This is a genomic window from Pseudorhodoferax sp. Leaf274, from assembly GCF_001422445.1.
Taxonomy (GTDB): domain Bacteria; phylum Pseudomonadota; class Gammaproteobacteria; order Burkholderiales; family Burkholderiaceae_C; genus Pseudorhodoferax.
Genome location: NZ_LMNA01000010.1, coordinates 71,781 through 92,770, shown reverse-complemented (window position 1 = coordinate 92,770; position 20,990 = coordinate 71,781). Strand labels below are relative to the sequence as shown.

Sequence of the window (20,990 nt, the reverse complement as noted above, 5' to 3'; positions counted from 1 at the left end):
TCCATGGCGCATTTCTTCATCGAGCGCCCCATCTTCGCGTGGGTGCTGTCCATCATCGTCATGCTCGCCGGGATCATGTCGATCCGCACGCTGCCGCTCGAGCAGTACCCCAACATCGCGCCGCCGCGCGTGTCGGTGGGGTCCACCTACACCGGCGCCTCGGCCAAGACGGTCGAGGATTCGGTCACCCAGATCATCGAGCAGCAGATGAAGGGGCTGGACAACCTGCTGTACATGCAGAGCACCAGCAACTCCTCGGGCCAGTCGCGCATCACGCTGACCTTCGCCCCGGGCACCGACATCGACGTGGCCCAGATGCAGGTGCAGAACAAGATGCAGCCGGCCATGTCGCGCCTGCCGCAGCAGGTGCAGAGCCGCGGCGTGTTCGTCACCAAGGGCGGCAACGACTTCCTGATGGTCATCGCCTTCTACTCGGGCGATGGCAGCGCCTCGGCCGTGGACGTGGGCGACTACATCAACAGCAACCTCGTCGACGTGATCAGCCGCGTCGACGGCGTGGGCGACGTGCAGGTGCTGGGCACCGGCTACGCCATGCGCATCTGGCTGGACCCGGACAAGCTGCGCAAGTACGCGCTGATGCCGTCGGACGTCAACACGGCGCTGCAGGCCCAGAACGCCCAGGTCTCCGCCGGCCAGCTGGGCGCCCTGCCGGCCGTGGCCGAGCAGCAGCTCACCGCCACCATCACCGCGCGCAGCAAGCTCGAGACGGTGGAGCAGTTCGGCAACGTGGTGCTGCGCGTGACGCCCGATGGCGCGGTCGTGCGCCTGAAGGACGTGGCGCGCCTGGAGCTCGGTGCCGAGAACCTCACCGTGCGCTCCATCCTGCGCGGCAACCCGGGCGCGGGCCTGGGCATCGTGCTGGCCGACGGGGCCAACGCCGTCAAGGTGGCCGAAGCCATCAACGCCAAGATCGCCGAGCTGCAGCCGTTCTTCCCGAACCAGCTGCAGACCTTCGTGACCTACGACACCACGCCCTTCGTCAGCGCGTCGATCGAGGAGGTCGTCAAGGCCTTGTTCGAGGCCGTGCTGCTGGTCGTGATCGTGATGTATGTGTTCCTGCAGAACTTCCGAGCCACGCTGATCCCCGCGATCACGGTGCCGGTGGTGCTGCTGGGCACCTTCGGCGTGCTGTCGGCCGCCGGCTACTCGATCAACACGCTGACCATGTTCGCCATGGTGCTGGCCATCGGCCTCCTGGTGGACGACGCCATCGTGGTGGTCGAGAACGTCGAGCGCGTGATGAGCGAGGAGGGCCTCTCGCCCAAGGAGGCCACCAGGAAGTCCATGGCCGAGATCACGCCGGCCCTGGTGGGCATCGCCTTGGTGCTGTCGGCGGTGTTCATCCCGATGGCCTTCTTCGGTGGCTCCACGGGCGTGATCTACCGGCAGTTCTCGATCACCATCGTCTCGTCCATGGTGCTGTCGGTGCTGGTGGCGCTGTCGCTCACGCCGGCGCTGTGCGCCACCTTGCTCAAGCCCATCCCCAAGGGCGCGCACGGCCCGCATGGCGCGGCGCCGCGGCGCGGGCCGCTGGGCTGGGTCGACCGCTTCTTCGCCGGCTTCAACAAGGGTTTCGACCGCAGCGCCAACGCCTACCAGGGCACGGTGGGCGGCATCCTGAAGCGCGGCAAGCGCACGCTGATCGTCTACGCGCTGATCATCGCCGGCGTGGTGGTGCTGTTCTCGCGCCTGCCCACGGCCTTCCTGCCCGACGAGGACCAGGGCTTCGTCACGGTGCAGATGAACCTGCCGCCGGGGGCGTCCAACGCGCGGCTGCAGCCCGTCGTGACCGAGGTGCAGGAGTACTTCGGCAAGATGCCCGAGGTGGTCAGCGTCAACGTGCTGACGGGCCAGAACGGCGACCAGAGTTCGGCGCGCGCCTTCGTCAAGCTCAAGGACTGGGACGAGCGCACCGCGGCATCGAGCTCGGCCGCCGCCATCGCCGCGCGCGCCGGCCGCGACCTCGGCAAGATCCGCGACGCGCGCATCATCGTGCAGCTGCCGCCGGCGGTGCGCGGGCTGGGCGCGGCCTCGGGCTTCAACTTCTTCCTCAAGGACATCAACGGCCTGGGCCACGACGCGCTCGTCGCCGCGCAGCGCAAGACGCTGGAGATGCTGCAGGCCCGGCCCGAGCTGCGCAACGTGCGCATGAACGGCCTGGACGACACGCCCGAGTTCCGCATCGACATCGACGACGCGCGCGCCGGCGCGCTGAGCCTGACCACCAGCGCCATCGACAGCACGCTGTCCACCGCCATGGGCGGCACCTACGTCAACGACTTCCTGAACAACGGCCGCGTCAAGCGCGTCTACATGCAGGGCGATGCGGCCTTCCGCATGCTGCCGGCCGACATCGAGCGCTGGAGCGTGCGCAACAGCCTGGGCCAGATGGTGCCGTTCCACGCCTTCTCGAGTTCGCGCTGGAGCTACGGCTCGCCGCAGCTGGCGCGCTACAACGGTGCGCCTGCCTACGAGTTCACGGGCGACGCCGCGCCGGGCGTGAGTTCCGGTGCCGCCATGGCGGCGGTCGAGCAGGTCATGAAGGAGATGCCGCTGGGCATCGACTACGAATGGACCGGCGCCTCCTACCAGGAGCGGCTGTCGGGCGCGCAGGCGCCCATGCTCTACGCCATCTCCATCCTGTTCGTGTTCCTGTGCCTGGCGGCCCTGTACGAAAGCTGGTCCGTGCCCTTCTCGGTGATCCTGGTGGTGCCGCTGGGCATCATCGGCGCGCTGCTGTTCACGAGCACGCGCGGGCTGACCAACGACGTGTACTTCCAGGTGGGGCTGCTGACCACGGTGGGCCTGTCGTCCAAGAACGCCATCCTGATCGTGGAGTTCGCCAAGCAGCTGCAGGAGCAGGGCAAGAGCGTGTTCGACGCCACCATGGAAGCCGTGCGCCTGCGGCTGCGCCCGATCCTGATGACCTCGCTGGCCTTCGGCTTCGGCGTGCTGCCGCTGGCCATCGGCACGGGCGCGGGCGCCGGCGGCCGCGTCGCCATCGGCACCTCGGTGCTGGGCGGCATGGCCATCGGCACGGCGCTGGGCATCTTCTTCGTGCCGCTGTTCTTCGTGCTGATCCGCGGCTGGCTGGAGCGGCGCGGCAAGCGCCGGGCCGTCACGGCCGTGCAGGCGCCCCTGGCCGAGCAGGGAGGCCACTGATGCGCCGCGCCCTGATCCCCCTGGCCGTGGTGGCCGTGCTGTGCGGCTGCGCCAACCTGGCGCCGCGCTACCAGCAGCCCGCCGCCCCCATTCCCCAGGCCTGGCCTGGCGCGCCGGCGGCCACGCAGCCGCTGGCCGGCTGGCAGGAGTTCTTCGTCGACGAGCGCCTGCGTGGCGTGCTGGCGCTGGCGCTGGACAACAACCGCGACCTGCGCTCCGCCGCGCTCAGCATCGAGCGTGCCCGCGCGCTCTACGGCGTGACCAGCGCCGCCACGCTGCCTTCGGTGGAACTCGGCGGTGCTGCCAGCCGCGCGCGCACGCCGGCGGCCTTGACCACCAGCGGCAATGCCAGCATCGCCGACCGCTTCAGCACCAACTTCGGCCTGACGGCGTACGAGCTCGACTTCTTCGGCCGCGTGCGCAACCTGTCCGACTCCGCGCTCGAGGAATTCCTGCGCACCGAGGACGCACGCCGCAGCGTGCAGATCAGCCTGGTGGCGTCCGTGGCGCAGGCCTGGCTGCAGTTGGCCACCGACCAGCAACGGCTGCGCCTGGCGCGCGAGACGCTGCAGAGCCAGCAGCGCTCCTACGACCTGATCCGCCAGGCGCATGCGCTGGGCGCGCAGTCCGGCGTGGCGCTGGCGCAGGCGCAGACCACGGTGGAGTCGGCACGCGGCCAGGTCGCGGCCTTCGACAGCCTGGTCGAGCAGGGCCGAAATGCGCTGGCGCTGCTGGCGGGCGTGCCATTGCCGGCCGATCTGCTGCCGGGCGACCAGTCCGTCACGGTCGCTTCCCTGCCTGCGCCGCCGGCCGACCTGCCGTCCAGCGTGTTGCAGCAGCGGCCCGACGTGTTGGCGGCCGAGCACGCGCTGCGCGCTGCGCACCACGACATCGGGGTTGCACGCGCGGCGCTGTATCCGCGCATCGCGCTGACGGGTTCGGCCGGCGTGGCCAGCCCGGGCTTGTCCAGCCTGTTCGAGGCCGGCAGCCGGGCCTGGAGCTTCGGCCCCTCGATCAGCCTGCCGCTGTTCGACAACGGGGCACGGCGCAACCAGGTGCGCGCCACCGAGGTGCAGCGCGACATCGTGCTGTCCAGCTACGAGAGGACGCTGCAGGTGGCCTTCCGGGAGGTGGCGGATGCGCTGGCCGAGCGCCGCACGCTGGCCGAGCGCCTGGATGCGCAGCGCGCACTCGTCGCGGCCAGCACGCGCAGCTTCGACCTGGCCCAGGCGCTGTTCAAGGGCGGTGGCGGCAGCTACCTGGAGGTGCTGGATGCGCAGCGCGCGCTGTACACCGCGCAGCAGACGCTGATCAGCCTGCTGCTGACCGAGCAGGCCAACCGTGTCACGCTGTACAAGGTGCTGGGCGGCGGCTGGCAGGCCACTGCTCCGTCCGCGACAGCGGGCTAGCGCGGGGCGCGGGCAGAATCGGCGCCGCCGGCGGCCAGGGGGCCGCCATCTTCGAGGAGACCGATTCCATGATCCAGGTGCTGGCCATCATCACCACCCACCCCGGCAAGCGCGGCGACGTGCTGGCTGCTTTCAACGACAACCGCGCCGCGGTGCTGGCCGAGGACGGCTGCATCGAGTACGGCGCGGTGGTCGACGCCGCCAACCTGCCGCCAGGCTGGGCGACCTTCGGTGCCGACACCTTCGTCGTGGTCGAGAAATGGGCGAGCTTCGATGCGCTCAAGGCCCATGCCAAGGCACCGCACATGGCGGCCTATGGCGCCAAGACCAAGGAGTGGGTGGCCAACCGGGCCATCCATGTGCTGGAGCCCGTGGCCGGCTGATCAGCCGGCGCTGCCGATCACGATCTCCACACGGCGGTTGCGCTGGCGGCCTTCGGCCGAGGCGTTGCTGGCCACGGGCACGGCCTTGCCCAGGCCCTTGGTCTCGATGCGCGCGCCGTCCACGCCGCGCTGCACCAGCGCGGCGCGGACCGATTCCGCGCGCTGCTGCGACAGCGCCACGTTCAACGTGTCCGAACCCACCGAGTCGGTGTGGCCCTCGACGTCCAGCCGGCGTTCGGGGTTGTCGCGCATGAAGGCCGCCAGGCGGTCCAGCGTGGCGAAGGCGCCGGGCTTGAGCTCGGCACGGCCGGTGTCGAACAGCACGTCGCCCAGCGTCAGCACCATGCCGCGATCGGTCTGCTTGGCCTGCAGTTCGGCCATTTCCTGCTGCAGCCTGGCCACCCGGTCCTGGGCCGCCTGGGCGGACGCGCCTTGCCGGGCCGCCTGCTCGCGCGCCAGTTCTGCCTGTGTGCGTGCGCTCTGGGCCTGCATGCGGGCCTGTTCGGCCTCCTGCGAGCGGGCGGCCATCAGGATGCGGTTGCGCTCGGCGCCGGCCGCGGCCACCGATTGCTCGGCGCGGGCAATGTCGCCCGACTGCAGTGCCGTGGCGGCGCGCTGGCGCGCCAGCTGGGCGTAGTGCGCGACATCCTGCGGATCCTTGCCGTCCCTGAACGCGGCTTCGGCCTGTTGCAGTGCCTGCTCGGCCTGGCGCAGGTCCACGGGCGCGCTGCGCACGGTGTCGGCATCGCTGGCAGCGCGGCTGTAGATGGCGCGGGCCTCGTCCAGTGCGGGGTTGTTGGCGGGTGTGGAGGCACAGGCGGCCAGCAGCAGCGCGCTGGCCGGTACCAGCAGCGCAAGGCCGCGTCGAACATGCTGGGAGGTGTGGTGGAACGTCTTCATGGCGAAATCTCGAAAAAATGGTTCGGCACCGGCTGCGCCATTGCGCGCGGCCGATGACATGGGCGGTGGCGTTGGCGTGCGTGCCACGCCTGCAGCGGTCACTGGCGCGTGGTGCGCGGACCGATTTCCTGCTGCAGCGTGGCGTTGGCGCGCTGCAGTTCCAACGCGGCCATGCGCGCGCGTTCGGCGCGCGCCTTGCGTTCGGCCAATGCGCCGTCGGCGGTGGCCTGGTCGGCCAGGCGGCGGGCCTGGTCGAACTGCTCGGCGCCGAGTGCCGCATCGGCCTTGGCGAGGTTGTCGCGGGTGGACAGCAGCTCGACAGGCGCAAGCTGGCCGGCGCCTGCGGCCTCGGCCTGTGCCAGGGCGGCACGGGCGGCGGTCATGGCTTCCAGCGGCGGCGGGCCCTTGCTGGCGCATGCGCCCAGCAGCAATGCGGAGGTGGCCAGGGCGGCCATGATGGAGCCGCGGCTCCAGCGGCCGAAACGGCCAGGGCGGCCGATCGTCTGGGTGTGGATCGGCTGGGTGAAGTTCGTGTGGTGCATGCCCGCAGTCTCCCGGGCATGGTGCGCGCTGGCTGCAAGCTGCGGCGAGCGGCGCCGGTCAGCCAAGGCGCCGTTCGGGCGCCCTCCAGGCGGCAGACCAGGGGCGGGGATGCCCCCGCCCGCGGCTCACTCCATGGCCCAGCCGTGGCTCACGATCAGCGACTGGCCCGTCAGCGCATTGCTCGGGAAGGCCGCGAACAGCAGCGCCACCTCGGCCACGTCGGCCACGGTGGTGAACTCGCCGTCCACCGTGTCCTTGAGCATGACCTTCTTGATCACGTCGTCCTCGCTGATCTTGAGCGTGGCGGCCTGCTCGGGGATCTGCTTGTCCACCAGCGGCGTGCGCACGAAGCCCGGGCAGATCACGTTGGCGCGCACGTTGTGCGGGCCGCCTTCCTTGGCCAGCACGCGGGCCAGGCCCAGCAGGCCGTGCTTGGCCGTCACATAGGGCGCCTTCAGCACCGAGGCCAGCTTGGAGTGCACCGAGCCCATCATGATGATGGAGCCGCTGTTCTGCTTGTACATGTGCGGCAGCACCGCCTTGGTGGTGAGGAAGGCGCCGTCCAGGTGGATGGCCAGCATCTTCTTCCACTCGGCGAACGGGAAGTCCTCGATGGGGTGCACGATCTGGATGCCGGCGTTGCTGACCAGCACGTCCACCGTGCCCCAGGCGGCCACCACCTCGGCCACGCCGGCGTTGACCTGCTCCTCGCTGGTCACGTCCATGGCCACGCCCATGGCCTGGTGGCCGGCGGCGCGCAGTTCGGCTGCAGTGGCGTCGGCGGCCGTCTTGTTCATGTCGGCGATGGCCACGCGTGCGCCCTCGCGCGCATAGGTGCAGGCGATCTCCTTGCCGATGCCGCTGGCGGCGCCGGTGACGAGCGTGACTTTGTCCTTGAGTTTCATGGCGTGTCCTTTCGGGGAGCGGGGTGTTGAAGGGTTCAGCGGCCGGCCGGCCGGGGCGCCAGGTCGAGCACCGTGATGCCGGCCTTCTTGCGCGGACGGTCGCGCCAGCGCGGGTCGGCGAAGCTGGCCTGGACATCGGCGCGGCCCGCGGCCCAGTGGTCGGCCACGGTCTGGCGCGAGAACTCGTAGTCCTTGGACTGGCCGGCGTGGCTCTTGCTGCGGTGGATCAGGTGCATGACGGTCACGGCATTGCAATTGCCCGCGTTGAGCAGGGCCTGCAGGTCGGGGTCGCCCTGCAGGTTCGCCGGCAGCTTGTCGGCCAGGCGTTGCGCGGCCTCGGCCAGGCGCTGCTGGACGGCCACCAGGTCGGTGTTCATGCGCGTGCGGCTGGCGTACTGGATGTCCTTGGCGCGCTCGGCCACCTCGTCCAGGTTGTGCGGCAACGCGCCGCGCGCGCTGAACAGGTCGACCTGGAACACCAGCATGTCCTGCACGCTGGGCTGGTCGATCACGTACTGCAGCGGCGTGTTGGAGACCACGCCGCCGTCCCAGTACCACCTGCCATCCACGGCCACCGGCGCGAAGCCCGGCGGCAGCGCGCCGCTGGCCATCACATGCTCCGGCCCGATGGGGTGGGTGCAGGTCGGGTCGACCGAATCGAAGTACACCGAGTTGCCGCTTTCCAGGTCCACCGCGCCGACCGACAGCCGCACCTTGCCGCGGCAATGGGCGTCGTTGATGCGGTCGAAATCCACCAGCCGCTCCAGCGTGCTGCGCAGCGGCGCGGTGTCGTACCAGCTCAGCGCGGCCACGCTGCCGGCCGGCTGCAGCGGCGCCGGCGGGATGCGCGGCATGAAGAAGCCCGGCACGCCGAAGCTGGCCGTCAGTGCGGCGCTGGTGGTGTTGAACAGGCTGCGCGCCTCGTCGCCATAGCTGGCGGGCAGCGCAGGCAGCGGCAGGCCGGACGAGACCTGGGCCCAGAACGCCTGCAGCTGGTCCACGCGGCGCTCGGGCGCATTGCCGGCGATGAGCGCCGCGTTGATCGCGCCGATGGAGACGCCCGCCACCCAGTCGGGCGCCACGCCGCGTTCGGCCAAGGCCTCGTACACGCCGGCCTGGTAGGCGCCGAGGGCGCCGCCGCCCTGCAGCACCAGCACGCAATGTTCCGCGGGCGCGACGCTGCTGCGCGCGGGGGAAGGAGATGTAGCCACGGGGGAAGCCTTCTGGGGATGGCGGAACTTGGGGTCCGATTGCTGCGATGCAGTATAGGCCGCCGTACAGGCTGCCTTATCGACCGCTGCATGGCCCGCCGCGGTCCCCGGCAATCCTCGGCGGCTGGCCATAATGGCCGGCTTTGCCGCATGGCTTTCGAAGGAGACCGCATGACCATCCGTACCCCCGCCGTCCTGCTCGCCGCGCTGCTCGCCAGCACCGCCTGGGCCCAGGGCGCCACCACGGCCGAGGCCGCCGCCAAGGAGCCCGGTGCACAGGTCACGCCCTCCGGCCTCGTCTACCGCTCGCTGCAGGACGGCACGGGCGCCGCGCCGGGCGCCAGCGACAAGGTCAAGGTGCACTACCGGGGCACCTTCCTGGACGGCAAGGAGTTCGACAGCTCCTACAAGCGCAATGCACCCATCGAGTTCCCGCTCAACGGCGTGATCCCGTGCTGGACCGAAGGCGTGCAGAAGATGAAGGTCGGCGGCAAGGCCAAGCTGACCTGCCCGGCCGCCATCGCCTACGGCAGCCGGGGCGCCGGCGGCGTGATCCCGCCGAACGCCACGCTGCAGTTCGAGGTGGAGCTGCTGGGCATCAACGGCAAGTGATGCCAGCGGGGGCAGCATGCGCGGCCTGCACCTGACCGCCGACCTGCACGGCTGCCGCTGCGCGCCGCGTTGGCTCATCGATGCTCCGGCGCTTGTCGCCTGGTGCGTTCAGGCCGTGCGCGATGCCGGCCTGCAGCCCGTGGGCCAGCTGTTGCACCGCTTTCCCGACACGGACCAGGGCCCGGGCGGCGTGACGGCCACGGTGCTGCTGGCCGAATCGCACCTGTGCGTGCACACCTGGCCCGAGCAGGCCGCCGTGACGCTGGACGTCTACGTCTGCAACTTCGGCGCCGACCACCGCGCGCAGGCCCATGCGCTGCTGGATGCGCTGGTCGCGCGCTTCGACGCCCGCGACGCGGTGCGCCAGTCGCTGGAGCGCGGCCTCATCCCGCCGCCAGTCCCGCCAGGTGCCCGCGCGTGAAGGCCTCCTCGAACACCGAGTAGCCCGACCAGTCCGCGTGCGCGAACAGCAGCGCGCCGGCACGCGGCGTCGCGGCGTTGGCCCGCAGGCCCTGCACGAGCCCCGGCACCGGCATGGCCATGGCGTGGCCGTAGCGCGCAACCGCCACATGCGTGGCCTTGGCGCGCAGGTCGGGGTGGGCCTGCTCCAGCTCCTCGAACATCTGCTGCGCCCAGTGCTGCCAGGGCTGCTGGGCCAGTGCGGCGCGCGCGCCCGGCACATCGCCCAGCGCCTGGTACCAGCTCAGCACGCGTGGCGTGTCCGGACGGCGCTGTTCCAGGCTCTGGTGGCCCGCATCGACATAGCCCAGCGCGCGGCTGCCGTAGACCACGTTGTCCCAGCTCGGCGCCGCGCCGCCATGGTCGGCCAGTGCGGCGCGCAGGTGCACGTTGGCCACCAGCCAGGGCGCGTAACGCAGCGCGGCCGCCGCCGCGCGCACGAAGGCCGGCGGATCGGCCAGCACGCGCGCAGCCACGAACACCGGCAGCGCAACGATGCACTGCGCGCACTCCCATTGCTCCAGCTGGCCGCTGGCAGGGTCCAGCGCCTGCACCACCACGCCCTGCCGCTGCGTGGCGATGCGGCGCACCACGCGCGCGCTGCGCAGCCGCTCGCCCAGCGGCCGTGCCAGCCGCTGCGTGAGCCAGGCGTTGCCCTCGGGCCAGGTCAGCACCGCCTCGCGTTCGGCCGCGGCGTCGCCGGGCGCATGGAAGCCGTGCCGGCTGGCGAAGTAGTGGATGCCGGCCCAGGCCGACACCGTGGCCAGGCCGGCGCCGAAGTCGTCCCGGCAGCAGTAGTCCAGGTACCACCGCAGCTGCGCATCGTCCAGGCCTTCGCGGCCCAGCCATTGCGCCATGGTCTGCGCGTCCAGCGCCGCGTGCTCGGGCGCGAAGGCCGCGCGTTGCGCCGGCATGGCGAACGGGGCGCTGCGCTGCAACTGCGCCACGCGCGCGGCAAAGCGCCGGTACTGCGCCAGCGTGCCGGCGGTGATGTCCTGCAGGGGCAGCAGGCCGTCCTGCCAGTGGCCGTCGCGGTAGAGCCGCTCCTGCGGGCTGTGGCACAGGTGGCGCTCGTCGTATTCCCAGCGGCCGGCCACGCGGCGGCGCAGGCCCAGTTCTTCCAGCAGGTCCTGCACCTCGTGCGCGGCGTCCGTGGGCAGGGGCAGGTAGTGGGCGCCGAGCGGGCAGGGCAGGCCACCGAGCTGCGTGGCGCGGCTGTTGCCGCCGGCCTGGTCTTCCAGTTCCAGCAGCACGAAATCCTCGATGCCGCGTTGGCGCAGCGCGCGCGCCGCGGCCAGGCCGGCCACGCCGCCGCCGGCGATGACCACGCGCGTGCGTTGCGTACGGGCCGGCGTCTGCGCCATGGCCGCGCGCAGCAGGTGGCCGCGCTCGGGGCTGGTGCCCACGAAGCCGCCGGCCAGCGGCGTGGCCGGCGCGTCGCAGCCCTGGGCCGCCAGCAGCGGCAGCGCGGCGCCGGCCAGCCAGGCGCGGCGCGAGATCATGGCTTGGCCTTGCCCCATTCGTCCTCGTAGAGGTTCACGAGCACCTGGTTCGACAGGCGGTTCACCTCGGCGGGCACGCGCGCCATGTCGCGTGGAAAGTCGAACAGCGCCGCCACGCCCGCCACGTCGAGAAAGCGCAGCCCCTCCGGCAGCTGCCGGGGCAGCCGCCAGGGCCGGCGCCCGGCCAGCACGAAGCCCCATTCGCCGAAGCTGGGCACATGGGCGTGGTAGGGCGCGGTCTGCAGGCCGACCGATTCGATGGTCTGCACCACCGTCCAGAAGCTCTGGCGCGCCAGCAGCGGCGAGGTCGACTGCACCACCGCATAGCCGCTGGCCGCCAGGTGCCGGTCCAGCAGGGCGTAGAACGAGTTGGTGTAGAGCTTGCCGATGGAGAAGTTGGTCGGGTCGGGAAAGTCCACCACGACCACGTCGAAGATCTCGCGCGTCTCCTCCAGCCAGCGGAAGGCGTCGGTGTTGACCACCGTCACCTTGGGCGAGCGCAGCGCATGGCCGTTGAGCGCGGCCAGCGCGGCGTTGTCGCGGAACAGCCCCGTCATGGCCGGGTCGAGCTCGACCAGCGTGACCTGCTCGACGCTGGGGTACTTGAGGATCTCGCGCACCGCCATGCCGTCGCCGCCGCCCAGCACCGCCACCTTGCACGGCGCACCGTGGGCGGCCATGGCCGGGTGCACCAGGGCCTCGTGGTAACGGTACTCGTCGTGCTCGGCGAACTGCAGGTTGCCGTTCAGGTACAGCCGGTGGCCGCTGCGCCCGTGCGTGACGACGATGCGCTGGTAGGGCGTCTGCGCGCTGAAGACGGCGCGGTCCTGGTAGAAGCGGTCCTCGGCCAGCGAAGTGATCCGGTCGGCGCCGACGAAGCCGGTGGCCAGCACCGCCAGCGTGAGCCCGCAGGCCAGCGCATGCGCCTTGAGGCGGCGCAGCTCATGGCGGAACAGCCACAGCGCCCACAGCGCCACCGCCGCGTTCATGAAGCCGAACAGCAGCCCCGTGCGCACCAGCCCCAGGTGCGGCACCAGCACCAGCGGGAACGCGATGGACACCGCCAGCGCGCCCAGATAGTCGAAGGTCAGCACCTGCGAGACCAGGTCCTTGAGCGCCACGTCGCGCTTGAGGATGCGCATCACCAACGGGATCTCCAAGCCCACCAGCGTGCCCACGAGCAGCACCAGGCCGTACAGCAGCAGCCGGAAGGCGTCCGGCGTCCAGGCGTTGGCCACGAACAGCACGGCCGGCAGCGCGCCGCCCACCAGCGCCACCAGCAGCTCGATGCGCAGGAAGTGCGCGGGCAGCTGGCGCTCGAAGTAACGCGACAGCCACGAGCCCAGCCCCATCGCGAACAGGTAGGTGCCGATGATGGTGGAGAACTGCAGGATCGAGTCGCCCAGCACGTAGGAGGCCAGTGCGCCCGCGGCCAGCTCGTAGACCAGCCCGCAGGCCGCCACCACGAAGACGCTGGCCAGCAGCGCGACCGCCACCGGCCGCGACGCGGCAGTCGTCACCGCTTCAACCTTGCACCGCGGCGGCCACGATGATGGAAATGCCCAGGCACATGGCGCCGACCACGATGGCCAGCGCCACGTTCTGCTTCTCGACCAGTTCCGCCCACAGGTCGTAGGGCGTGATCTTGTCGATCACGATGAACGCCAGCCAGAAGACCACCACGCCGATCAGCGCGTACAGGATGGAGCCGAAGAAGGCGCCGGGTTTCAACCATTCCAGTCCCATGGGGAACCTCCGTCAGAAAAGTGGTTCATTTGTGGCCGCCGCCGGTGCTGTAGCCACCGAACGAACCGCCGCTGGAGCGGCTGCCGTAGCTGCTGCAGTTCTCGCGCCGCGGGTCGCAGTCGTCGCAGCGGCTCACCAGCACGACGACCAGCACCAGCAGCACCAGCAGGACGATGGCCGTCCGGCTCAGGCCGGTGCCCGTGCTGAGCGGCGCGGCATCGCTGCGCTTGAACAATTCCTTGCGCTGCTGCAACTTGAAGGCCAGCGCCACGACCGTGCTGTCGAGCTGGCTGCCGCTGGACCAGGTCACCTCGGTGGCGGCCTGCTCCATCGACAGCAGCGCGCGGCCGTTGGCGAAGTCGCGGTTGCGCGTGCGGTCGCCGCGCCGCACCGGCCAGTAGAACTCGCCGGCCACGTAGTCGGTCTCGGCCTCATATTCCTCGCGCAGCGCGTAGCGGCTGCCCAGGTAGCCCGCGCTGCGCCCGTTGCCCGCCAGCTTGGGCGCGCCGGTGGTGGGCTTGACCATACTCCACCCGTCCTGCGCATCGACCAGGAAGGCAAAGCCGCGCTGGCCGTGGTAGAGCAGGTATTCGCTCCAGCCGAACGTTTCGTCGCGGTCTGCCGGGTCGCGGCCCAGCCGGTGCTGGAAGCCCACCACCTGCCAGTCCACGCCCTCCAGCCGGCCCACCGCGCCGAGCGGGATCAGCGGTTGCAGCGGCTCGTCCTGCAGCGCGTGGCGCAGTTCGCCGCCGATGCCGGCCGTGAGGTCGATCACCGCGCTGCACTGCGGGCAGGTGATGGCCTTGCTCCTGGCCAGCGCCACCTGTACGGGGGCGCCGCAATGCGGGCAGGCGAACTGGCGGCCCTGCGCCTGGCGCGCCAGGTCTTCGCGCAGGCCGGTGAGCTGCAGGTCTTCCAGCTGCACGGCCCGGCCGCGCATCAGCTGCGGCGGCCGGCGGCTGTAGTCGATGCTGAGCACCTCGCCCTGGTCGCTGCGCAGCTCGACCATGTCGAACGCCTGGTCCAGCGGCGGCAGGTGCGGCAGCTCGCCCTGGGCCGAGACCAGCGCCGTCTTGTCGTTGCTGGCCACGGTGCAGGCCGTGCCGGCCACGGTGGCGCTGGCACCCACGCGGAACTGGCTCGCATCGGGCAACGCGGCCGGCTGCGCCACGGCGCGGCTGAACACATAGCTGCCGTTGTCCTCGCCCAGGGTGGCCAGGCTGCCGTCGGCGAACAGGGCCTCCCATTCGGTCCAGGTGCCGGCCGATGCGCGGTACTGCAGCCGGCCGACCAGCGTGAAGTCCTGCCCCTGCCATTGCCCGCGCGCCAGCAGCTGCAGCGGGCTGTGGTCGTCGAACAGCTCCGCCATGCGGCCCAGGCGGCGCAGCACCTCGCCTTGGCGCACCACGGTGCTCTGGCAATAGGCGCAGACCGCGTGCGTGGACTGGGCGTGGCGGAATTCGACCGGCGCGCCGCAGCCGGGGCAGGGCGCGCGGTAACTGCGCTGGGGAATGTCGTTGGCCATTTCAGGCGTGCAGCGGGCGTGCAGCAGGCGCGCGGCGGGCCCGGCCCAGGAGGCCGCGCCGCTGGCGCACTGCGGATGTCAGACCAGTTTCTTGAGCAGTTCGGCCTTCTTGCTGGCGAACTCCTCGTCCGTCAGGATGCCCTTGGCCTTGAGTTCGCCCAGGCGCTCCAGCGTGGCCAGCACGTCCTCGGGCTTGAGCGCCGCAACGGTGGGCGCAGCAGGTGCCGCAGGTGCAGCCGGTGCCGGCTGCTGCAGGCCCTGCTGCAGGTTCTGCGCCAGCACCTGGCCCAGCGCCACGCCGGCGCCCAGGCCCATGGCGTCGCCCGCGATGCCGCTGCCGCCACCGCCGCCTTCGGCCATCTTCGGGATGGCCTGCGCGGTCTGGTACTGCATGAACTTGCCCATGTCGTTGCCGACCATGCCCATGCCGATCTTCTGGTCGAGCACCTTCTGCAGGTCTTCGGGCAGCGACAGGTTCTGCACCGTCATGCCTTCGAGCTTGAGCCCGATGGCGCCGAAGGCCGGCGCCAGTTCGGCGGCGATGGCGCGGGCGAACTCGATCTGGTTGGCCGCCAGGTCCAGGAACGGGATGCCGCTTTGCGCGATGCCGTCGGACAGGTGCTGCAGCACCAGCCCGCGCAGCTGGCCTTCGAGGTCGGCCGTGCCGTAGGACGCGCGCGTGCCCGAGATCTCGGTGTGGAACAGCCGTGGGTCTTGGATGCGGAAGCTGTAGTTGCCGAAGGCACGCAGCCGCACGGCGCCGAAGTCCTTGTCGCGGATCGTGACCGGCTGGGACGTGCCCCACTTGCGGTCGACCTGCTGGCGCGTGCTGAAGAAGTAGACATCGCTCTTGAACGGCGACTCGAACAGCTTGTCCCAGTTCTTGAGGTTGGTCAGCAGCGGGATGGTCTGCGTGGTGAGCTTGTACATCCCGGGGCCGAACACGTCGGCCACCTGGCCTTCGTTGACGAAGACCGCCATCTGCGACTCGCGCACCGTCAGCGAGGCGCCGTACTGGATCTCCATGTCCTGCATGGGATAGCGCCATGCCAGCGTGCCGTCTCCGTCCTCCGTCCACTGGATGACGTCGATGAATTGCTTCCTGATGAAGTCCATCAAGGCCATGGTGCTCCTCCGCGTGCTCTGGGTCGCGGGATCATAGCCCCGCGCGCGGGCGCCGCCGCGGCGTCAGTACTTCTTGAAGTTCGCCGCCACGCGCTGCTGCAGGTAGTCGCCCGCCGTGATGCTCGGGTACTTGCCCGAAGGGCTGTCGATCATGACGCCGCGGTTGGCCTGCGCGAAGAAGGCCAGGCTGTAGCGCGGCCCCTGGTACTCGTGTTCGGCGGGGTTCTTCACGCGGTGGAAGTTGCTGGGCAGCTGGTCGTCGCTCCAGCGCATCAGCATGTCGCCGATGTTGCAGGTGATGAGCTCGTCGGACGGCGTGATCGAGGTCCAGGCCTGCGATGCCATGTCCTTGCCCGGCAGCAGCTGCAGGCCGCCCTGGCCGCTGCGCTGGAACAGCAGCGTGAGGCAGTCGAAGTCGGTGTGCGCGCCGGCGCGCCACAGGCCCAGCTGGTCGCGCAGCGCGGGATCGACCGCGTAGTAGTGCAGCATGCGCAGCGTGCTCTGGTAGTCGGGCTGGCTCGGATCATGGGCGGCCGTGAAGAACCCGCGCGCAAAGCCCAGCTTCACCGCAAAGCACGACAGCACGCGCATCGCCACGGTCCAGGCCTGCGCCTCGAAGGCCAGCATCGTTTCCTGGAACGCGGGCAATGCCTCCTCGCCAGGCCACAGGCCGTCCATGTGCGGGCGCGTGATCTGGTAGCTCTCCTTCTGGTCCGGCGTGCCGGTCGACGGGCGCACCTGGGCGCGGCTTTCCCAGCCGGCGTTCAGGCCCTTCTTGAGCGGATGGCGCGCCTTGACCTCGTCCGGCAGCGCGAAGAAGCGCTCGGTCATCGCGAAGGCCTCGCGCACCTTGGCCAGCGGGATGCCGTGGTTGGACAGCTGGAAGAAGCCCACGTCGACCGCGGCGTCCCACAGCTGGTCGGCGATCTCGGCGTGGCGGTTCTCGAAGTCGGCCAGGTCGATCACGCGCACCTCGCGCGCGGCCTCGGTGCCGACCGCGCCCATACGCGATTCCTTGGTCAGTTCATGCAGTGCGTAGTTCATCATTCAATTCCCCAATAGGCTTGGTGCGGCGCCGTGGCTTCGGCGAGAAGCGCAGGGCCGATCACGGTGAAAGGTTCCGCGCTGTGGGCAAACACCTCGCGGCAGGACATCTGCAGGTCGGCCGCCGTGGCGTCCTGGGTGCGGAAGCGCCGCAGGCTCACCGCGTCGATGCCGAACACCACGCGGCGGATGCCGCTCCAGAAGATCGCGCCCGCGCACATCACGCAGGGCTCGCCGGAGGCATACACCGTGGCGCCGGCCATGGCTTCGCGCTTCAGCTGGCGCAGCGCGTTGACCTCGGCATGGGCGGTGCAGTCGCCCGTGGCGGCGTTGTCGTTGTGGGCCTCGGCCAACACCTCGCCGGTGGGCGAGACCACCACCGCGCCGAACGGCCGGTTGCCGCGCGCGCTGCCGATGGCCGACAGCGCGATGGCCTGGCGCAGGTAGCGGCCGTCGGCCTCGTTCAATGTTTCCATCGTCATCCCTTGAAGGCGCGCTCGGCCGCGCCGGGCAGGAACGCCGGGTTGAACACCGCCGAGGCCACCGGCTTGTTCTTGAGTTCGTAGGCCTGCACGATTTCGTCGATCTGGCTGGCCAGCAGCTCGGCCCGCACGGCGCCCAGGCCATGCTGGCGCGTGTCGGCCGTGACCATGTACCTGGCCGTGATGGCGAAGCGCTGGGCCTCGAGCTTTTCGTCGACCATGGGCTCGCGGGCCTTGACCGCCGCCATCGCGGCCAGCGGGTCGGCCAGCGTGTCCTGGATGCCGCGGTTCGTGGCGCGCAGGAAGGCGCGCACCACCTCGGGCCGCTCCGTCGCCAGCTTGCTCGACGCCAGGATCGCGTTGCCGTACAGGCTGGCACCCACGTCGGCATACGACAGCACGGCCAGCTGCGTCGGGTCGATGCGCTGGAACAGCGACAGGGCCGAGTCGTGGAAGTAGGTGGCGCCGTCCACGTCGCCGCGCACGATCACGTTGTCGCGCTGCGAGAAGTCGGTCGTCACCCACTGCAGCGCATCGGCCTTCAGGCCCGCATGCCGCGCCGCGATGGGCCAGGCGCGCCGCGTGGATTCGACGGCCGCCGCGGCGATGCGCTTGCCCGCCAGGCTCTTGAAGTCGGTCACGCCGCGGTCCTTGCGCGCGATGATCACGAAGGGTGCGCGGTTGTAGTACTGGTACACGGCCTGCACCAGCGGGCCTTGGGAGGCCTGGAACTCCATCAGCGCCGACAGGTCGCCGAAGCCCAGGTCGTAGGCGCCACTGGCCACGCGGGTGATGGCGGCCACCGAGCCGCTGCCCACGTCGAAGCTGGGCGCCAGGCCTTCCTGCGCGTAGTAGCCCTTTTGCAGCGCCACGAAGAAGGGCGCGGTCTGGCCCGAGATGCGGAAGTCCAGCGTGAACTTGAGCGGCACCGGCTTGTCGGCCTGTGCGAGGGCGAAGGTGGGCAGCGCGGCGGCGGTGCCCAGGGCGAGGAAGTGGCGGCGTTGCATGGTGGGACTCCTGGATTGCGGTCCACGGCAGTCTAGGAACGCCGCCGCCATGGCAACAGCCACGCGGCGGCCATGGACGGCATGGCAGCTTTGTTATGGCGGCACGGGCCGCACCCGGCTCGTCCATAATCCGCGCGGGCCGTGGCGACCCTCGACAGAGACGGCGCCACGCCCCGGTTGCAAGGTGCCGCCGGCCGCAAGGCCAGGTGGTCAAACGGGAAGCAGGTGAGAAGCCTGCGCTGCCCCCGCAACGGTCAGCGGATCACAACCCCTCACGCCGGCGCCCCGCGCCGGCAGTCACTGCGTCCTCCGGGCGTGGGAAGGCGAGGGGCCTGGCGCCTCCACGAGGCGCCGCTCCGCGAGCCCGGATACCGGCCTTGCGATCGACTTCGGACACCGCGGGCGTGCGCTGGTCCGACGCGGGACTGCGCCCTCGGTGCGCGGACCGGGTCGCAATGCGTGCGCCGTGGTGTGTTCAGTGGATCTGCCCTGCGGGAGAGCGGGGCAAGAACGAAACGACGCATGCGCAATACCCCATCCCGTGGCCGTCGGCGCACGGCCGCCCCGGGCGGATTCCTTCCCCCGTCTTCCCTGCTGGCCGCCGCGCTGGCGCTGTGCGGTGCCGGCCCGGCCCAGGCGCAGACACAGGGCCAAACACAGGGCCAGACACAGGCGCCTTCCTCCGGCGCGCTGGACGAGGTCTTCGTCACCGCCACGGCCCGGCCCGAAGACCGCAGCCGCATCGCCGCCACCACGCAGACCATCGACCGCGAGGCCATCGCGCGTTCCAGCGCGCGCTCGGTCACCGACCTCCTGGCCGAGAACGCCGTCGGCTTCCTGAGCGAGTGGACGGCCGCCCAGACCTCGATGAACATCCGCGGCGCCGCCACCGACGGGCAGGGCCGCGACTTCCGCAGCCAGGTGCTGGTGCTGGTCAACGGCCGCCGCGCCGGCACGGCCAACCTGTCCAAGCTGAGCCCGTCCGACGTGGAGCGCATCGAGATCGTGCGCGGCCCCGGCTCGGTGGTCTACGGCAGCCAGAACATGGGCGGCGTGGTCAACATCATCATGAAGACCGGCGCGACGACGCCCGGCTCCAGCGTGGACCTCACGGCCGGCTCCTGGGGCCTGTGGCGCGCCCATGCGCAGACCGCGGGCGCGAGCGACAGGTTCGACTGGTACCTTGGCTTCGGTGGCGGCGAGCGCGGGGACTACCAAACCGGCAAGGGTGGCGGCGAGGGCGGCACGACCATGGCCAACACCGGCTGGGAGCGCCGCGGCGCCAGCGGCGCGCTGGGCTGGCAACTGGCCGAGCACCACCGCGTGGAGCTGCAGCTGCGCACCGACGGCATCTACAACGCGGGCTTCCGCGGATCGGGCGCCAACATCTATAGCCGCGACGACCGCAGCAACCGCTCGCTCGACCTGCGCTACGAGGGCGCCACCGCCGACCAGCGCGTGAGCTGGCTGGCGCAGGCCTACGACCTGGCCGACGTCGACGAATTCCACTGGGCCTCGCCCGTGGTCCGCTCCGGCACCAGCGCCGTGCCCGGTACCTCGCGCGACTACAACAACCGTGCGCTGGACGTGAGCGGCCTGCGCCTGCAGCCGCGCTTCAAGCTCGGGCAGGGCAACGACCTGCTGCTGGGCCTGGACTGGGAGAAGAGCCGCCTGCGCTCCGTCCGCGAGCGGGTGGCCCTGCCGGGCGGCCCCAGTGGCCAGGTCGCGCCCTACGACAACAACCAGACCGAGGAGGTGCATGCGCTGTACTTCGAGGACGCACAGGCGCTGCTGGACGACAGGCTCCTGCTCCGCGCCGGCCTGCGCAAGACCTGGGGCCGGACGCGCTTCGACACCACGCCCAACCTGCCGCTGGCGGTGAGCACCACGCGCAGGTACGACACCCACACCTGGTCCGCGGGCGCGACCTGGAAGGCCAGCGAACTGCTGAACCTGCGCGCCGGCGCATCCACCGGCTTCCGTGCCCCGACCGCCACCGAACTGGCCTCGGACTTCACGGCCGTGGGCGGCGGCCGCATCTTCGGCAACGCCAACCTCCAGCCGGAGACGAGCCGGCAGATCGAGGTCGGCGGCACGCTGCAGGCACCGGGCTGGCGGCTGGACACCGCGCTGTTCCAGAACACCATCTCCGACCGCATCGTCACCGTCTCGCGCGGGCCCGCGACCAACACCTCGGACTACGCCAACAACGCGGCCGACATCGTGGCACGCGGCATCGAGTTCAACGGCAATGTGGACCTGGCGCGCGCGCTGCAGATGCCCGGCCGCGTGCTCGACGCCTTCGCCAGCGGCTACTACCACTTCGACATGCGCGACAAGGGCGTGGCCGCCACGGCCAACACCGACAAGGTGCAGCGCATGTACCGCTACGAGGCCTCGGCCGGCCTGCGCTACGGCCAGGGCGCGCAGCGCGACGCAGGCGCCTGGACGGTGCAGCTCTCGGCGCTGCTGCGCGGACCGATGTGGTACGACACCGAGGAGAACCTGCTCGTGCCGCAGGGCGAACCCAGCAGCACGTTCATCCACCGCAAGGGCGCGTTCACGGTGTGGAACCTGCGTGCCGACTACCGCGTGTCGCAGGGCGTGAAGCTGTTCGCCGGCGTGAACAACCTGTTCGACCTGAACCGCCACCCCATCTTCATCGCGCTGGACCGTTCGCCCTGCACGGCGAACGCGGCGTTCCAGAACGGCGGGTGTGGCACGTCGATGCCGGGGCGCGAGTTGCTGGTCGGGCTGCACGTCGACTTTTGAGATGCCACGATACCTAGGCGCCCGCAGTGCGGCCATGGGCCGAGCGCAGCGACGGCCCGAACGCGAGGCCGAGCGCAGCGATGGCCCGTGTGGGACTGCCCCCTGTGCCCCTGCCGAGGAGCGCAGTGCCATGGGCTGCGCAAGGGCACCTTGCGCTTCAATGACTGACTCATTGCGCTTGT

18 protein-coding genes and 1 riboswitch are annotated in these 20,990 nt (G+C 70.8%); of the genes, 6 read left to right on the top strand and 12 right to left on the bottom strand.

Annotated elements, in window-relative coordinates:
* The first annotated feature begins 3 nt into the window (after nucleotides 1–3).
* From ASF44_RS13760 to ASF44_RS13750, 3 genes are all read left to right on the top strand, one after another.
* Complete coding sequence (locus ASF44_RS13760) at nucleotides 4–3,183, top strand: efflux RND transporter permease subunit (protein WP_056899793.1); 3,180 nt, start codon at nucleotides 4–6, stop codon at nucleotides 3,181–3,183.
* Entirely contained in the window at nucleotides 3,183–4,592 is a 1,410-nt protein-coding gene (locus tag ASF44_RS13755; protein WP_056899792.1) for an efflux transporter outer membrane subunit, read from the top strand. The genes ASF44_RS13760 and ASF44_RS13755 overlap by 1 nt, the downstream gene beginning before the upstream one ends.
* Nucleotides 4,593–4,660: 68 nt before the next feature.
* Entirely contained in the window at nucleotides 4,661–4,975 is a 315-nt protein-coding gene (locus tag ASF44_RS13750) for a putative quinol monooxygenase (protein ID WP_056899791.1), read from the top strand.
* On the opposite strand, the gene ASF44_RS13745 is transcribed toward ASF44_RS13750, so the two are convergent.
* The 4 genes from ASF44_RS13745 to ASF44_RS13730 form a co-directional block, all read right to left on the bottom strand.
* Nucleotides 4,976–5,875 (bottom strand): OmpA family protein, encoded by a 900-nt coding sequence (locus ASF44_RS13745; RefSeq protein WP_082524760.1) that lies wholly within the window; start codon nucleotides 5,873–5,875, stop codon nucleotides 4,976–4,978.
* A 98-nt stretch (nucleotides 5,876–5,973) separates the two neighbouring features.
* Nucleotides 5,974–6,417 carry a DUF4398 domain-containing protein gene (locus ASF44_RS13740; RefSeq protein WP_056899790.1) on the bottom strand — a complete coding sequence of 148 codons (444 nt, stop codon included), beginning with the start codon at nucleotides 6,415–6,417 and terminating at the stop codon, nucleotides 5,974–5,976.
* 126 nt (nucleotides 6,418–6,543) lie between these two features.
* On the bottom strand, nucleotides 6,544–7,323 hold the full coding sequence (locus ASF44_RS13735) for a 3-hydroxybutyrate dehydrogenase (RefSeq protein ID WP_056899789.1): 780 nt from the start codon (nucleotides 7,321–7,323) through the stop codon (nucleotides 6,544–6,546).
* A 35-nt stretch (nucleotides 7,324–7,358) separates the two neighbouring features.
* Nucleotides 7,359–8,534 carry a patatin-like phospholipase family protein gene (locus ASF44_RS13730; protein ID WP_056899788.1) on the bottom strand — a complete coding sequence of 392 codons (1,176 nt, stop codon included), beginning with the start codon at nucleotides 8,532–8,534 and terminating at the stop codon, nucleotides 7,359–7,361.
* A 171-nt stretch (nucleotides 8,535–8,705) separates the two neighbouring features.
* Here ASF44_RS13730 and ASF44_RS13725 point away from each other — a divergent pair, with 171 nt between their 5' ends.
* Nucleotides 8,706–9,146 (top strand): FKBP-type peptidyl-prolyl cis-trans isomerase, encoded by a 441-nt coding sequence (locus ASF44_RS13725; RefSeq protein WP_056899787.1) that lies wholly within the window; start codon nucleotides 8,706–8,708, stop codon nucleotides 9,144–9,146.
* A gap of 16 nt (nucleotides 9,147–9,162) precedes the next feature.
* The gene (locus ASF44_RS13720; RefSeq protein WP_056899786.1) at nucleotides 9,163–9,567 is read left to right on the top strand and encodes an S-adenosylmethionine decarboxylase family protein; all 405 of its coding nucleotides are present in this window, start codon (nucleotides 9,163–9,165) and stop codon (nucleotides 9,565–9,567) included.
* Here ASF44_RS13720 and ASF44_RS13715 read toward each other — a convergent pair.
* The 8 genes from ASF44_RS13715 to ASF44_RS13680 form a co-directional block, all read right to left on the bottom strand.
* Nucleotides 9,530–11,107 (bottom strand): FAD-dependent oxidoreductase, encoded by a 1,578-nt coding sequence (locus ASF44_RS13715; protein WP_235579216.1) that lies wholly within the window; start codon nucleotides 11,105–11,107, stop codon nucleotides 9,530–9,532. The two genes, ASF44_RS13720 and ASF44_RS13715, sit on opposite strands and share 38 nt — an antisense overlap.
* A complete protein-coding gene (locus ASF44_RS13710) occupies nucleotides 11,104–12,627 on the bottom strand; it encodes a polyamine aminopropyltransferase (RefSeq protein WP_056899785.1) in 1,524 nt (507 codons plus the stop codon). The genes ASF44_RS13715 and ASF44_RS13710 overlap by 4 nt, the downstream gene beginning before the upstream one ends.
* A 4-nt stretch (nucleotides 12,628–12,631) precedes the next feature.
* A complete protein-coding gene (locus tag ASF44_RS13705; RefSeq protein ID WP_056899784.1) occupies nucleotides 12,632–12,853 on the bottom strand; it encodes a DUF350 domain-containing protein in 222 nt (73 codons plus the stop codon).
* Between the two features lie 25 nt (nucleotides 12,854–12,878).
* Nucleotides 12,879–14,378 carry a DUF4178 domain-containing protein gene (locus ASF44_RS13700; RefSeq protein ID WP_056899783.1) on the bottom strand — a complete coding sequence of 500 codons (1,500 nt, stop codon included), beginning with the start codon at nucleotides 14,376–14,378 and terminating at the stop codon, nucleotides 12,879–12,881.
* 78 nt (nucleotides 14,379–14,456) lie between these two features.
* The gene (locus ASF44_RS13695; RefSeq protein ID WP_056899782.1) at nucleotides 14,457–15,503 is read right to left on the bottom strand and encodes an SPFH domain-containing protein; all 1,047 of its coding nucleotides are present in this window, start codon (nucleotides 15,501–15,503) and stop codon (nucleotides 14,457–14,459) included.
* A gap of 63 nt (nucleotides 15,504–15,566) precedes the next feature.
* Nucleotides 15,567–16,547 (bottom strand): isopenicillin N synthase family oxygenase, encoded by a 981-nt coding sequence (locus tag ASF44_RS13690; protein WP_056899781.1) that lies wholly within the window; start codon nucleotides 16,545–16,547, stop codon nucleotides 15,567–15,569.
* Entirely contained in the window at nucleotides 16,547–17,029 is a 483-nt protein-coding gene (locus ASF44_RS13685; RefSeq protein WP_056899780.1) for a nucleoside deaminase, read from the bottom strand. Before ASF44_RS13685 ends, ASF44_RS13690 begins: the two co-directional genes overlap by 1 nt.
* Nucleotides 17,026–18,036 (bottom strand): ABC transporter substrate-binding protein, encoded by a 1,011-nt coding sequence (locus ASF44_RS13680; protein WP_056899779.1) that lies wholly within the window; start codon nucleotides 18,034–18,036, stop codon nucleotides 17,026–17,028. Before ASF44_RS13680 ends, ASF44_RS13685 begins: the two co-directional genes overlap by 4 nt.
* Nucleotides 18,037–18,201: 165 nt before the next feature.
* Nucleotides 18,202–18,431, top strand: a riboswitch (cobalamin riboswitch).
* A gap of 127 nt (nucleotides 18,432–18,558) precedes the next feature.
* Here ASF44_RS13680 and ASF44_RS13675 point away from each other — a divergent pair.
* A complete protein-coding gene (locus tag ASF44_RS13675) occupies nucleotides 18,559–20,808 on the top strand; it encodes a TonB-dependent receptor (RefSeq protein ID WP_056899778.1) in 2,250 nt (749 codons plus the stop codon).
* The last annotated feature ends 182 nt before the right edge of the window (nucleotides 20,809–20,990 follow it).